This is a genomic window from Acinetobacter indicus CIP 110367, from assembly GCF_000488255.1.
In the GTDB taxonomy this organism is placed as follows: domain Bacteria; phylum Pseudomonadota; class Gammaproteobacteria; order Pseudomonadales; family Moraxellaceae; genus Acinetobacter; species Acinetobacter indicus.
Genome location: NZ_KI530754.1, coordinates 111,251 through 124,416 on the forward strand (window position 1 = coordinate 111,251; position 13,166 = coordinate 124,416).

Below are 13,166 nucleotides of genomic sequence, written 5' to 3' on the forward strand. Positions count from 1 at the left end.
TACTGTTTTTTTAGTAAATAGTGAAATAAATGACGGGCGCATCCAAAGAAAAATCCCTTGTTCGCGCCAGCAAAAAAGGGATTAAAAATCAGTATATTTAGCAGATGATTAGCCAGTATTTAAACAGACTTGGCCAGAATAAAATCACTTTGCATTTGATAGCGTTTGCCTGTTTGATCTACACGAATCTCGAGCAATTGTTTTTCAAGATCGATATACAGCAAATTTCGGGTGTTGACTTGCAGCAGTTCAAGCTGCTGACGCGATGCATCTGCAAAGCGAATCCGCCCTTGAATCACTTCCGGTGCATTGTGCCGGCTCATACTTTCACGCACCAAGGTATAGGTTTCATCCTGATGAAGTTCTAAAGACACCGCCATTCCCGGGCAATCATCACAGCGCGATAAACAGCCCATACAAGGCGTAGTGCCTTTGAACTCACCAACCCACGCAGGAATTGCGCTCTTAGATTCCACCACCGTCTGTGACTGGCTTGAGTTTTGATCCTGAAATCCGAGTAGAACTGAACTGGCCACCAGCGGAATCAAAATGACTTTTTTCATCTTTGCACAACATCAAATTGACTAGTGCCAGAACATAGCACAAGGCTGGACCAAAAATCATCTCAAACTGTTTAAAACCAGCCCTTACGGCCTTTTAACACACCATCGGCACAGCGTAAGGTTTCCTGGGTTAATCCCCACAAGCGATAATCGCCGGTGATGGAACCGGTCGGAAAATTATGGGTATAAGCAAAACTTAAATTCCGCTCTGGATCACACCAGGCACCCGAACCATTAAAACCAATATGACCAAAGCCCGAAGATGCCGACTTGCCCAGGCTCAGAATGCGGTGATAGCCCAAACGCCAATGCATCGGCAGCGGCATCACCCGGTCACGGGCGGTATATTGCACCTGACTTAAGGCCTGAAACACCTGTGGTGAAATCAGTCGTTGCCCCTGCCATTGGCCACCCTGCGCTAGCATGGCATAGATTTTGGCCAGACTTTGCGCGGTAAATACCCCGGAGGCTGCCGGCACAATCGCCTGTAAACCGGCATCACTAAAGAATGAAAATTTCTTCATGCCTTTGGGAATCATGGCATCCTGAAAATCTTGCGGATGTTGTCCACTGAAGGCCATCAGCTTTTCTAAAGGCGATGCGGTACGTGCAGGTTTAGCAGCAGCCTGTTTTTTGGGAGGCTGGGCAGATTGGGCGGGCTGAGATGTGGCAAACGGTTGCGCCACCCGCGCTAATTCCTCTACCGGCACGCCAAAATAAGCTCCGTTTAATTCCAATGGCTCGCTTAAATGACGCTGCATCAATACAGCCAAGCTTTCATTACAGGCTTTTTCCAAGACACCACCGACCTGCCAGCCAAAGGTCAGGGGCTGATAGGCTGCATCACTGTTCGGCAGAAAACGCGGTTTGGCCGCGGCAATGACCTCCAGCATATGCGACCAGTCGGCCATTTCCGAGGCATCGGCAATCAGGTTACGGATATCGTATAAACCACTGCGATGGCACAGCATCTCTCTTAAAGTCAGCTGCTGTTTGCCCTGCGCTGCAAATTCTGGCCAATATTCAGCCACCGGCACATCATAATCCAGCCGCCCCTGACTCACCAGAATATGTGCCAGCGTGGCCAGCACGCCTTTTCCGGTAGAATAGCAGACCGACAGACTATCCGGCTGCCAGGCCTCATTGGCAGATTTTTGACCGGTATAAATATCAACGACTTTATGACCCTGAAAATAAACCACCAGCGCAGCGCCGCCTTGCGTTGAGCGGGCATCCTGAAAACGGCTAAACAGATGGGCTAAATCTTTAAATGGTTCTTCCACTGAACCACGATAATTCTGAATATCTGCACGCAGATAATCTTTTATGCTGTTCATACATCCTTTCCAGCAACAAGATGAACAATGAAAAAAGCCTAAATCCGGTTTGGACTTAGGCGCTATGACTTAAAGTGCGCGAATGCTACCGCTGACATGCGGCTTCTGATTCTTTTTGCTGCGAATCAGGAAGTCAGTATTTTGTGCCTGCTGTGCCGTCAAGAATTCCACCTGAGATGGCAGATACATTGGCAACTTAAACCAGACATCAGCTTCATACGCATCTGGCAACTGGATATTGGCCAGCGCTTTGGCTTTACTCCACATACCATGTGCAATGGCCTGTTTAAAACCAAAGGCTTTGGCGGTTAACGCATGAATATGGATCAGGTTAAAATCTCCCGATGTCAGCGCATAACGACGACCGGTATTTTCCGACACATCCCATTGTCCTGCCGGTACATAATCCGGTACGGCACTTTCTGCTGCTTTGGCCGCGGGCTTGTTGCCACTTTTCTGACGTGACAAATAGGTGGTTAAACCTTCCATCACCACTTCATTACCAACTTTAGCAGTGGTGATAAAATCAAACTGTACGCCTTTGTCATGTGGCTGCAATTCACCAAACTTGCAGGATAAAGTCAGCTGCTCATTCACGCCAACTTTACGGTATTGCTTGAGCTGATTGCGGATATGCACCAGACCTAAAATCGGAAATGGGAAAGCTTCCGCAGTCATCATGTGCATTTGCAGGCTTTGCGATAACACCGCCAGATAAATGGCCGGAATATAGCCGTTATTTTTAAAACCACAGACTTCGTTATAGGCTTTCAGATGTTTCTGGTCGACCTTGAATGAATCCACCACATATTCAACTTGCGGCAGAACTTTTTCACCCTTCGGCTTTTTAAAAATTAAGCCCTGAATCACTTTTGGATAGGCTAAATACGGCTTGGGAAGTTGACTAAAATGGCGAGTATTCATACTAAACCTTTGAAATATTTATCTTTTAAATCACCCTTTCTTTAATAAGAATTGGGTTTTCTATTTTAATTCCCTCAAATCCCTCCCGACCTCCCTTCAAAAAGGGAGAAGAAGTCCCCCTTTATTAAAGAGGGATTTTAGGGGGGATTCCGAGTGAGGGATATATTAAGCCCCTAACAGACTCTGACCACAAACACGCACCACGTTACCATTTAAACCGGTAGATGCAGTTGAGGCAAAGAAGGCAATGGTTTCTGCGACATCAACCGGTAAACCGCCCTGACTCATCGAGTTCATACGGCGGCCCGCTTCACGAATGGCAAACGGAATGGCCGCAGTCATTTGGGTTTCAATAAAGCCCGGAGCCACAGCGTTAATAGTCACACCATTTTTCAGCACCGGTGCCGTATATTTCACCACTCCAATCACGCCTGCTTTTGATGCTGCATAGTTGGTTTGGCCCAGGTTACCGGCAATCCCTGAAATCGAGGATACGCAGATAATACGGCCATTGGCATTCAGACCGTCATTTTCCAGCAGATAGTCGTTCACGCGTTCAATAGCAGCTAGGTTAATGTTTATCACCAGATCCCACAGTTCAGGCTTCATATTGGCCAGTGTCTTGTCACGGGTAATACCGGCATTGTGCACGATAATATCCAGACCGCCCTGTGCAGCAGCTGCCGCTTTAATCTGCTCGCCCGCATCAGCGGCGGTAATATCAATTGCCAAGGTTGAACCCCCAATTTCAGAGGCAACACGGTCCAAGTCAGCTTGTTGCTGTGGTACGTCCAGACAAATCACATGCGCGCCATCACGTGCCAATACATGCGCAATCGCTTCACCAATACCACGGCTGGCACCAGTCACAACCGCGGTTTTACCTGCCAGTGGTTTAGCCCAATCCACATCGACCGTGTCTGCTTTAGAAACACGAATCACCTGACCCGATACATAAGCCGAACGCGGTGACAAGGCAAAACGTAAGCTCGATTCCAGGTTCGCTTCAGCGCCGTCATCAACATAAATCAGATTGGCGGCAATGCCTTTTTTAAACTCCTTCCCGACCGATTTAACAAAGCCTTCCAGCGCACGCTGTGCAATTGCATGTTTTACCGTTTTGGCGGTTTCCGGTGTGGTGCCGATCACCACTACACGGCCAGAGGCCTGAATCTGGCGCGCCACCGGATTAAAGAAGTTATAGAGCGCATTTAACTGTTCAGAGTTCTGAATGCCTGAGGCATCAAAGACCACCGCTTTAAATTTAGATTCTTTATCGCCCGCGTTAAAAGCACACAGGTTTAAACCGGCTTGTGCAGCAGCCTGCTGTAATTCTGCATTATTGCCGGCATAGCTGTTGGCATGGATATTGGCCAGAACCTGGGCAATTGCACCTGATAATGTGCTTTCCGGCGCTGCGCCCAACAAAACTGCACCCTTGACCACAGGCGTCGCGCTGTCAAAACGCTCAAGGAAAGTTGGGGATGGCAGGCCTAAATTTTTAATGACAAATTTACCAATTGGAGATTTTGCAAAAGCTTGGTATTGGTCAGTCATGATTATTATCTCTCAGACAAAATGAATTTGTGATTAATCTAAAGTTATCCTTTAGCTTCAATATGATGTCAGATACTTTGTATTTCAATAGATCGATCAGTTTGTTATGAATAATACTTGAGATCATATACAGATGACTTGACCTGAAAGCATTCTGCAATGTCATTGTAGTCAATTCAGGCTATTCTAGATTATGCTAATGTAACCCCTAAGAAGATCATCAACATGCTTGGAAAAGCCTTATGAGCAAAACAACTCAAGAAAATCCGGCGGTCGAAAATTCTGCTACAGAAACTGTGTCAAATACATCAAAAAGTACAACGCGTACAACCAAAAGTTCTGGCACGGCAAATTCGTCAGCAAACCCTGCGGCTAAACCTGCACGCACCCGTGCGGCATCTACCCGTAAAAAAAGTACAACCCCTCCTTCTGAAACTACAACTGAAACATCTGGTCAACAGGATAATACCATGAGCCAAAACACTGTCCGTCGCGTTGCGATTATCGGTGGTAACCGCATTCCATTTGCACGTTCAAATGGCGCTTACTTCACTGCCTCAAACATCGATATGTTCACCGCCGCTTTAAATGGTCTGGTAGAACGTTATCGTTTAGAAGGCCAACGCCTCGGTGAAGTCGTTGCCGGTGCCGTACTCAAACACAGCCGTGATTTTAACATGACTCGTGAGTGTGTACTGAACACTGAATTGGCTCCTGAAACACCTGCTTACGATATTCAGCAAGCGTGTGGAACCGGTTTGCAGGCAGCTTTTTTAGTGGCCAATAAAATTGCTCTGGGCCAAATTGAAGTCGGTATTGCTGGTGGTGTCGATACCACTTCCGATGCCCCGATTGCTTTTGGTGACGGTTTACGTAAAGCCCTGCTGGAGCTGAATATTGCCAAAACCGGTAAAGACCGCTTAAAAGCGCTGACCAAAATCAATATCAAAGACCTGATGGATGCACCGAAAAATGGTGAACCACGTACCGGTCTGTCAATGGGTGACCATCAGGCGATTACTGCGCTGGAATGGGGCATCTCGCGTGAAGCGCAGGATGAACTTGCTGCATCTTCACACCAGAAAATGGCAGCCGCCTATGAAGCAGGTTTCTTTGATGACCTGATCACACCATTCTTAGGTTTAGAGCGTGACAACAACTTGCGCCCGGATTCTTCAGTAGAGAAACTGGCTAAACTGAAACCAGCCTTTGGTAAAGGTGATGCGCGTACCATGACCGCAGGCAACTCAACCCCACTGACCGATGGTGCATCTTGTGTTCTGCTTGCTTCTGAAGAATGGGCCAAAGCCAATGGTCATGACGTACTGGCTTACTTAACCTTCCAGGAAACGGCTGCAGTTGATTTTGTCGAGAAGAAAGAAGGCCTGCTTATGGCGCCAGCCTATGCCGTACCACGGATGCTGGAACGTGCCGGTCTGACTCTACAAGACTTTGACTACTATGAAATTCACGAAGCTTTTGCTTCACAAGTGCTGTCGACCTTAAAAGCCTGGGAAGATCCAAAATTCTGTAAAGATCGCTTAGGTCTAGAAGCACCATTGGGTTCAATTGATCGTAACAAGCTGAACGTAAAAGGTTCTTCTCTGGCTGCTGGTCACCCATTTGCTGCAACCGGCGGACGTATTCTGGCGACTGCTGCCAAACTGCTGAATGAAAAAGGTTCAGGTCGTGTGCTGATTTCAATCTGTGCTGCAGGCGGTCAAGGTGTAACAGCGATTGTCGAGAAGTAATTTCCCCTGCCTTCACTGAAAAAGCCACTGCCTGGTGCAGTGGCTTTTTTTATGGACGTTTTATTACCTTTTTATTGTCTGCTCTTAAATTCATCAGACGTATTTTAAACAGACTCACGATAGGCCGGTGCATAGTCCAAACGTACCTCAATCGCGTCATAACCCCACTGGAAGATAAAGGTATAGACCAAAATACATAAGGTCAGGCTTAAATCCAGCAAAAAGGCCTCGGGCAGACTCATCTGCATGGCATAGGCCACCATTGGAATGGTGGCTAACATTAAGCCACCCTCAAAACCAATGGCATGTAAAATCCGTACTTTCACCGTACGCTGGAGCTGTCTGCGTGCTTCAAATTTTTCAAAAAAATGATTAAACAGCATATTCCACAAGACCGAGGTTACTGCCATGGCCACACCCAGGCTACCGGTCACTTCCAGCGGCATCTTGAAAATCAGGCTTAAAGCCAGGGCAATAATCACCAGTAAAATCAGTTCATAACTCAAGGCATGAATTAATCTTCTTTTCGACAACAACATGTTAAACCGTATCTATTTCATCAATTGCTGCCATCTTATTTTTAAATTATCGACAAATCGAGTTAGAATCTTTCAATATTATTGACAGGTTGCTGTCCATGAATGTGAACCAGGAACAGCTGATCATCTTTAAAACCGTGATTGAATGCGGTTCTTTTTCCGCAGCGGCGCGGCAACTGGGAAAAGTGCCATCTGCAGTAAGTATGTCAATTGCCAATCTGGAAATTGACCTGAACTTGAATCTATTTCAACGCATCGGGCGTGAACCGGTGCCGACCGCACAGGCATTAACCCTGTATGAAAAGACCGAGCAACTGCTGGTTGAAATGAACCAGTGGAAACAGCATGCCGCAGCGTTAAGTGAAGGGCTGGAATCAGAACTGAATATTGTGGTGGTTTCCGAGCTGATTCATAGCGACTGGACCCAGTACATTGCCCTGCTGCAGCAGGAATTTCCAACGCTACAGATCAATATATTTTCAGCGCCACAGGAAGATGCCATGCACATGCTGGTCGAACAGTCGGCGCAACTGGCAGTGATGTTTGAACGTGAACAGCTCGACAGTGGCGAGCAGTTTGTAGAACTGAAACGCGAAGCCTTGGTGCCGGTGGCGGCCCGAGATTTTGCCTTGGCTCAACAGGCACCGGTCAGCTTTGAAGCTATTTTGCACAGCCGGCAAATTGTGGTGGCCAGCCGTGACCGTCGTATTCAGCCGGAACTGTTATTTTCCAAACAGTACTGGCGCACTGATAATCATCATACTGCCTGCTCGTTAATTTTACAGGGTCTGGGCTGGGGTGTGTTGCCGCTGCAAATGCTGAATGAAAACCCGAACTTAAAGCAGCAACTACAGGTTTTGGACTTTCTGGATTTCTCGCCCAAGTTTGAATATTTTGTCGATCTGGTCTGGAGCCGTGAAAGCAAACTGGGGCTGGCTGCTCGTTTTTTGATTAATCACTTGCGCAATCAACGAAAAAGCACAAATTAGACACTGATCTGTAACGCTTTTCACTTGGGTTAAATCCAGTTTGTGTTATAAATAATTGCATAAGCAATAACCGAACAACTAGAGAAGCGGATTCAATGACACAGAACGCCTTAAACCAATTAAAACGCTTAACAACTATTGTGGCCGACAGCAGTGACTTAACTGCCATTGAAAAGTTTCGTCCTTTAGATGCAACAACCAACCCGTCTTTAATTACCGCGGCGGCTGAACAGGCCGACAGTAAACCGCTTTTAACCGAAGCCTTTGATCAGGCCAAAGCAGAAGGTTATCAGCAAGACGAACTGATTGAACGCACCATTGATATTTTAACCGTCAAGTTCGGGGTAGAAATTCTTAAACTGATTGATGGCCGTGTATCGACTGAGGTAGATGCCTCGCTGTCTTATGATACAGATGCCACTATTGCCAAAGCCAAAGAACTGCTGGCGCTATATAAAGAATATGGTATTGATCAGAAACGCATCCTGATTAAAATTGCTTCAACTTGGGAAGGCATTCAGGCCGCAAAACAGCTGGAAGCAGAAGGCATTCATACCAATTTAACCTTGCTATTCGGTCTGCATCAGGCACATGCCTGCGCTGATGCCAACGTCACGCTGATTTCCCCTTTTGTCGGGCGTATTCTGGACTGGTACAAAAAAGCCGAAAATGTCATGTACTACCCAATTGAAAAAGATCCGGGTGTGCTGTCCGTGAAAAAGATTTACCAGTTCTACAAACAGCATGCGGTGAAGACTGAAATCATGGGTGCCAGCTTCCGCAGTATTGATCAGGTCTTAGCGCTGGCCGGTTGTGACCTGTTAACCGTTTCACCCAACCTGCTGGCCGAACTGGAACAGGATGAGCGTGAAGTCACAGCACAACTCTCAAGTGACACGATTGAAGCTCAAGGCGAGCTGGAGCCGATCACAAAAGAGAAATTTAAACAGCAGCTGGAACATGACTTAATGGCCTTCCAGTTACTGCAAAGCGGTATTGATGGCTTTATTAAAGCGCGTGAACAGTTAAGCCAGTTATTGCGCCAAAGCTTTGGTATTGATGCCGAAATTAAAGCTTAATTTTCCTGTTTAGCCGCGCCGCTGTGCGCGTATTCCAGGCCGATGTTGCTATATAATGCTGCATCGGCCTTTTTAGTTCTCTGGATTTCCTGTGTTTGGTATCACTGACGTAATGACGTTCATTATTGGAACCATTTTAATTGTGATCCTGCCCGGCCCCAACTCTTTATATGTGATGTCAATTGCCTCGCGCTTTGGCATTAAAGCCGGCTATCTGGGTGCTTTAGGCGTTTACACCGGTGACCTGATTTTAATTCTGTGTACTGCCTTTGGTGCGGCTTCAGTGCTACACAGTTTTCCGTGGCTGTTTATAGCGCTGAAAATGATTGGCGCGCTGTATTTAAGTTATTTGGGCATACGCCTGATGATTGCCGCCTATCGCACCTGGCAGCCCGAAAAAAGCCGCCCGACTCAAACCAAGAATAGCAGCAGTACGCCAGAACAGGTTCATCCTTTTCGCACCGCATTAACCATTAGTATTTTAAATCCGAAAGCGATTCTGTTTTATCTGTCTTTTTTTGTGCAATTTGTTGATCCGGCCTATCCTTATCCGGCGCTGACTTTTACCCTGCTGGCCATTATTCTGCAAATCATCAGCATGAGTTATCTGTCAATTCTGATTATTTCCGGAATGAAACTGGCGACCTATTTCAACCGGAATTACCGCCTTACCGCGAGCGGTGTGGCCGCAGTTGGCCTGCTGTTTTGTGGTTTTGGCTTAAAACTGGCCAGCTCGACCCTATAAAAATCAAGCAATTTTTTTAACTTCTGATAAAGATTTGAACTTTTAGATGGCCATTGAAAGGCGTATGATTTATCGGCTTTCTCTCCCATTTTTATTGTGCAACGGATTATGCAAAAGCTTATACATGATTTTTCTATTCCGGCTGTTTTTGCTGGATTTATCACTTTTTTAATTGGTATTAGTGTTTCTGCCGTACTGGTGATTCAGGCGGCGCAAACTTTAGGGGCCACAGCCGAACAGATTACCTCCTGGTTCTGGGCTTTGGGTCTGGGCATTGGCCTGTCTGGCTTGCTGCTCTCGTGGAAATACAAATATCCGGTGTCGACGTCCTGGTCAACCGCCGGGCTGGCCCTGATTATTGCCACGGGCAGTGGTTATAGCCTGAATCAGGCCATTGGGGCTTTTCTGGTGTGCGGCGTGCTGACCGCACTGTTGGGTTTTTTCGGGATTTTTGAACGTCTGTTTCGCTATATTCCACAAAGCCTGACCAGCGCCATGCTGGCCGGCGTACTGCTAAAATTCGGCATTGCCTTGTTCGCCAGCATTCAGCATGAATGGGCATTTATCCTGTCTTTACTAGCAGCCTATGTACTGTCAAAACGCTTCTGGCCACGCTATAGCATTGTGCTGACCGTAATTGCCGCGATGCTGCTGTGCCCGCTGGTACTGGATTTCCATTTTCCTGTGGTGAGCTGGTCATTGGCGCAACCGGTGTGGATCAGTCCGGAATTTAGCCTGCCCGCTATTTTAGGTCTGGCTTTACCGTTGCTGGTAATTAATCTGGCCTCGCAATATTTACCCGGCATCGCCATTATTAAAAGCTATGGCTATCAGCCGCATGTTAATCAGTTGCTCGGCTGGACCGGTACCGCGCAGGCCGTGTTATCGCCTTTTGGCTGTTATAGCGTGAATATTGCAGCGATTAGTGCCGCCGTTAGTCTGGATCATCAGGTGCATCCGGACCCATCAAAACGCTATATTGCCGGCATGAGCTGTGGCCTGTTTTATATCCTGATGGGCTTGTTTGCCGCCACCTTAACCAGCCTGCTGATGTCTTTTCCGGCAGTGCTGATTACTGCATTGGCCGGTATCGCCCTGTTTGGCACCATTGGCCATAACGCCTTTATTGCCTTTAAAGAGGCCGATGACCGGGAAGCCGCATTAATGACCTTTTTACTAAGCGCTTCAGGCATCCAGTTCTGGGGCATTGGCTCGGCCTTCTGGGGACTGGTTTGCGGTGTGGTGGTGTTACTGGTGATGAAATTTCCCTGGAAAGCCAAATCCTAAAGACTAACATGATGACCAGCAGATTTTAGGGCGCGGATCTATCTGTCTGATCCGCTTTACTATAATCGGTCAGAAATGACAGGGTCTGCTCAAAAGTCTGCTGGCTTTCGGGCAGATGCATTAAGAACTGATATTCATGAATCAGCCAGCGTTTAGAGTCGGGATAAAATACTGCTTTTACTGGCACCTGCTGCTGCTTTAACACCTCTAACAGCGGTAAAGATTGAGTATCAGTCAGAAAATCCTTATTGCCGCCACTTAAAAATACCGGTGGAAACGCGGGAGTAATATGCTGAATCGGTGAAATCTGCTGCAGAAATTCCGCATCCTGTTTGCGGTCGCCGGTATAGGCCTGCACCATGTTATAAATGCCCCACTCGACAATTTTGATTTCATCCGGCGCGGTTTTAATAAAATACGGTAAATTATAAATCCCGCAGTGCAAAATCACCCCTTTCAGCTGTGTTAAGGCCAGAACCGGCACAAATTCCGAATGCGCGGCAAATTCCGGATTACTCAACAAGGCTGCATAATGGCTGGCCAGATTGGCACCGGCAGAATCTCCAGCCAGAAATAGTTGCTCGGCATCAACACCAAACAGCGCGCCATGTTCCTGAATATAGGCCAGTGCCTGATTAATCTGGTGTAACTGGGTGGGATAAGTCGCCGCTGGCGCCAGTTGATATTGCAGTGAAAACACCGGATAAACGGCATCTGCCAGCCGTTTAAAATAACCGCGCGCATGGGCTTTGGAACCGGAAATCCAGCCACCGCCATGAATCCAGACCACGGCCGGGCGTAATCCGGTATCATCAGGTGTCTGTGCTGGCAAATAGACATCCAGGCTTAAATCCGGATCTTGCTGATACTGGATATTTTCCAGCACCCGTACCTGCTGCGGTGCATCCCGATCCATCAGTTTCTGTTGTAATTGGGTGGTCAGATTAAATGCGCCAGCAATAATACGGCTATTACCGGCTGTGCTTTGGCAGCCACTCAGCACCAGCAGCAAGCTCATGCACAGACTTAACATCAGATACTTCATTTCACCCATCTTCCTGTTTATACAGCTGTTTTATTTTTCTTCACTATAAAGCAGCCGCCGCGCAGATGGAACCCGGTTTTTCACGACAATGCGATCTGACAATGTAGAGTATTCCAGTCAGAATTATTTGTTAAATCAAAGACCTACTTAAGTGGTATTGTGATTGAAAATCTGTATCTTTTTTGCAGACAGAACACCGGAATAAATTGAATGCCCCCCGGTGATGTGCTATCTATAGAGTATAGCTAAACATTAAGTTCATTATATCAATAAGGAGTTTCTCCATGGCGTATCAGCATATTCTCGTTCCGGTCGATGGTTCTCAAATTTCCTATTCTGCGGTGCAACATGCAGCTGAAATTGCCCGTGCCTTTAACAGTCAGCTGAGTCTGGTGAGTCTGGTGGCGGAAGACCCGTTCACTGATGCCGATTTCTATTATTCATCTGCCATCATGAAAGAATACTTTGTGCAGGCACACGGTAATGCACAAAAAGCCCTGAAAGAAGGCCAGCAAATTGCCGAAGCTGCAGGCGTTACTGTAAGTACTAAAATTGTGGAAGGTGAAGTATCGGCCAAGCATGTGGTTGAAGCTGCACAAGAAATGGGCGTTGACCTGATTGTGATGGGTTCACACGGTCGTAAAGGCTTCCAGAAATTCCTGCTCGGTAGTTTTGCTCAGGATGTACTGCGCAGTTCTGAATTGCCGGTGCTGGTCATTAAGGCCTAATTGCCCTACTACAGTTCAGAATCCTGAATGCTTTTGATGTACTTTCATTCACTGTCAGTCTCAATAAAGCCCGCGATATTCATATGTAAAAATAAGGAAAACTGTCATGACCAGCTATAAACATATTCTTGTTCCAGTGGATGAATCCCCGATTTCTTATGCTGCTGTAGAACAGGCTTTAAGTCTGGCCAAAGATTTAGGCTGCCAGGTCACGGTAATGAGCGTGATTGCGGTTGACCCATTTGTCGGCGTCGATTTTTATAAAGTTGCTCCGGCCATTACCGACTATTTCATGCAGGCCGAAAAAAATGCCAAACTGCGCTTGCAGGAAATTCTTGATTCTTTCCAGCGTGAAGGCGTGCAGGTCGATCAGAAACTGGCGCACGGCGTTTCACCCTCAGATGGCATTATGCAGATTGCCGATGAAGTCGGTGCCGATCTGATTATTATGGGCTCACATGGCCGGACCGGTTTCAAGAAAATGATGCTGGGTAGCGTAGCGCAAAACGTGCTGACCCAATCGCCTATTCCGGTGCTAATTGTAAAAGTCTAAAGTAAATCTAAAGCTGCCATAAAAAAACTCCTCAACGTGAGGAGTTTTTTTTAAATCTGCTGAACAGCG

Annotated in this window: 13 protein-coding genes; 7 read left to right on the forward strand and 6 right to left on the reverse strand. The window is 46.9% G+C overall.

Annotated features, from left to right (window positions below; genetic code table 11):
- Positions 1-119 precede the first annotated feature (119 nt).
- From P253_RS05300 to P253_RS05315, 4 genes are all read right to left on the reverse strand, one after another.
- Positions 120-563 (reverse strand): copper resistance protein NlpE N-terminal domain-containing protein, encoded by a 444-nt coding sequence (locus P253_RS05300; RefSeq protein WP_016659062.1) that lies wholly within the window; start codon positions 561-563, stop codon positions 120-122.
- A gap of 71 nt (positions 564-634) precedes the next feature.
- Positions 635-1,900, reverse strand: a complete 1,266-nt coding sequence (locus tag P253_RS05305; RefSeq protein ID WP_016659063.1) for a serine hydrolase domain-containing protein — start codon at positions 1,898-1,900, stop codon at positions 635-637.
- 69 nt (positions 1,901-1,969) lie between these two features.
- A complete protein-coding gene (locus P253_RS05310; RefSeq protein WP_005178615.1) occupies positions 1,970-2,824 on the reverse strand; it encodes a MaoC family dehydratase in 855 nt (284 codons plus the stop codon).
- 165 nt (positions 2,825-2,989) lie between these two features.
- Positions 2,990-4,381, reverse strand: coding sequence for a 3-oxoacyl-ACP reductase (locus P253_RS05315; protein WP_016659064.1), 1,392 nt, complete (start codon positions 4,379-4,381; stop codon positions 2,990-2,992).
- Positions 4,382-4,623: 242 nt separating this feature from the next.
- On the opposite strand from P253_RS05315, the gene P253_RS05320 reads away from it, so the two are divergent.
- Positions 4,624-6,132, forward strand: a complete 1,509-nt coding sequence (locus P253_RS05320) for an acetyl-CoA C-acetyltransferase (RefSeq protein ID WP_016659065.1) — start codon at positions 4,624-4,626, stop codon at positions 6,130-6,132.
- Positions 6,133-6,236: 104 nt separating this feature from the next.
- On the opposite strand, the gene aceI is transcribed toward P253_RS05320, so the two are convergent.
- Positions 6,237-6,671, reverse strand: a complete 435-nt coding sequence (aceI, locus tag P253_RS05325; protein ID WP_016659066.1) for a chlorhexidine efflux PACE transporter AceI — start codon at positions 6,669-6,671, stop codon at positions 6,237-6,239.
- 98 nt (positions 6,672-6,769) lie between these two features.
- Between aceI and aceR the strand changes: the two genes are divergently transcribed.
- From aceR to P253_RS05345, 4 genes are all read left to right on the forward strand, one after another.
- Positions 6,770-7,660, forward strand: coding sequence for an HTH-type transcriptional regulator AceR (aceR, locus tag P253_RS05330; protein WP_005178622.1), 891 nt, complete (start codon positions 6,770-6,772; stop codon positions 7,658-7,660).
- 95 nt (positions 7,661-7,755) lie between these two features.
- Positions 7,756-8,739, forward strand: coding sequence for a transaldolase (tal, locus tag P253_RS05335; protein ID WP_016659067.1), 984 nt, complete (start codon positions 7,756-7,758; stop codon positions 8,737-8,739).
- A 91-nt stretch (positions 8,740-8,830) separates the two neighbouring features.
- A complete protein-coding gene (gene leuE / locus P253_RS05340) occupies positions 8,831-9,484 on the forward strand; it encodes a leucine efflux protein LeuE (RefSeq protein ID WP_016659068.1) in 654 nt (217 codons plus the stop codon).
- A gap of 108 nt (positions 9,485-9,592) precedes the next feature.
- Positions 9,593-10,771 carry a benzoate/H(+) symporter BenE family transporter gene (locus P253_RS05345; RefSeq protein ID WP_016659069.1) on the forward strand — a complete coding sequence of 393 codons (1,179 nt, stop codon included), beginning with the start codon at positions 9,593-9,595 and terminating at the stop codon, positions 10,769-10,771.
- 25 nt (positions 10,772-10,796) lie between these two features.
- Here P253_RS05345 and P253_RS05350 read toward each other — a convergent pair whose 3' ends face one another.
- A complete protein-coding gene (locus P253_RS05350; RefSeq protein WP_016659070.1) occupies positions 10,797-11,816 on the reverse strand; it encodes an alpha/beta hydrolase in 1,020 nt (339 codons plus the stop codon).
- A gap of 284 nt (positions 11,817-12,100) precedes the next feature.
- Here P253_RS05350 and P253_RS05355 point away from each other — a divergent pair, with 284 nt between their 5' ends.
- Both P253_RS05355 and P253_RS05360 read left to right on the forward strand, forming a co-directional pair.
- Positions 12,101-12,544: a universal stress protein gene (locus P253_RS05355; RefSeq protein WP_005178628.1), complete on the forward strand. Its 444-nt coding sequence runs from the start codon at positions 12,101-12,103 to the stop codon at positions 12,542-12,544.
- A 106-nt stretch (positions 12,545-12,650) separates the two neighbouring features.
- Positions 12,651-13,097: a universal stress protein gene (locus tag P253_RS05360; protein WP_005178630.1), complete on the forward strand. Its 447-nt coding sequence runs from the start codon at positions 12,651-12,653 to the stop codon at positions 13,095-13,097.
- Positions 13,098-13,166 lie beyond the last annotated feature (69 nt).

Coding starts and splice junctions, on each gene's coding strand:
- P253_RS05300 (WP_016659062.1), bottom strand. CDS start 563: ATGAAAAAAGTCATTTTGATTCCGCTGGTGGCCAGTTCAGTTCTACTC.
- P253_RS05305 (WP_016659063.1), bottom strand. CDS start 1,900: ATGAACAGCATAAAAGATTATCTGCGTGCAGATATTCAGAATTATCGT.
- P253_RS05350 (WP_016659070.1), bottom strand. CDS start 11,816: ATGAAGTATCTGATGTTAAGTCTGTGCATGAGCTTGCTGCTGGTGCTG.
- P253_RS05315 (WP_016659064.1), bottom strand. CDS start 4,381: ATGACTGACCAATACCAAGCTTTTGCAAAATCTCCAATTGGTAAATTT.
- P253_RS05360 (WP_005178630.1), top strand. CDS start 12,651: ATGACCAGCTATAAACATATTCTTGTTCCAGTGGATGAATCCCCGATT.
- aceI (WP_016659066.1), bottom strand. CDS start 6,671: ATGTTGTTGTCGAAAAGAAGATTAATTCATGCCTTGAGTTATGAACTG.
- tal (WP_016659067.1), top strand. CDS start 7,756: ATGACACAGAACGCCTTAAACCAATTAAAACGCTTAACAACTATTGTG.
- P253_RS05355 (WP_005178628.1), top strand. CDS start 12,101: ATGGCGTATCAGCATATTCTCGTTCCGGTCGATGGTTCTCAAATTTCC.
- P253_RS05310 (WP_005178615.1), bottom strand. CDS start 2,824: ATGAATACTCGCCATTTTAGTCAACTTCCCAAGCCGTATTTAGCCTAT.
- aceR (WP_005178622.1), top strand. CDS start 6,770: ATGAATGTGAACCAGGAACAGCTGATCATCTTTAAAACCGTGATTGAA.
- P253_RS05345 (WP_016659069.1), top strand. CDS start 9,593: ATGCAAAAGCTTATACATGATTTTTCTATTCCGGCTGTTTTTGCTGGA.
- P253_RS05320 (WP_016659065.1), top strand. CDS start 4,624: ATGAGCAAAACAACTCAAGAAAATCCGGCGGTCGAAAATTCTGCTACA.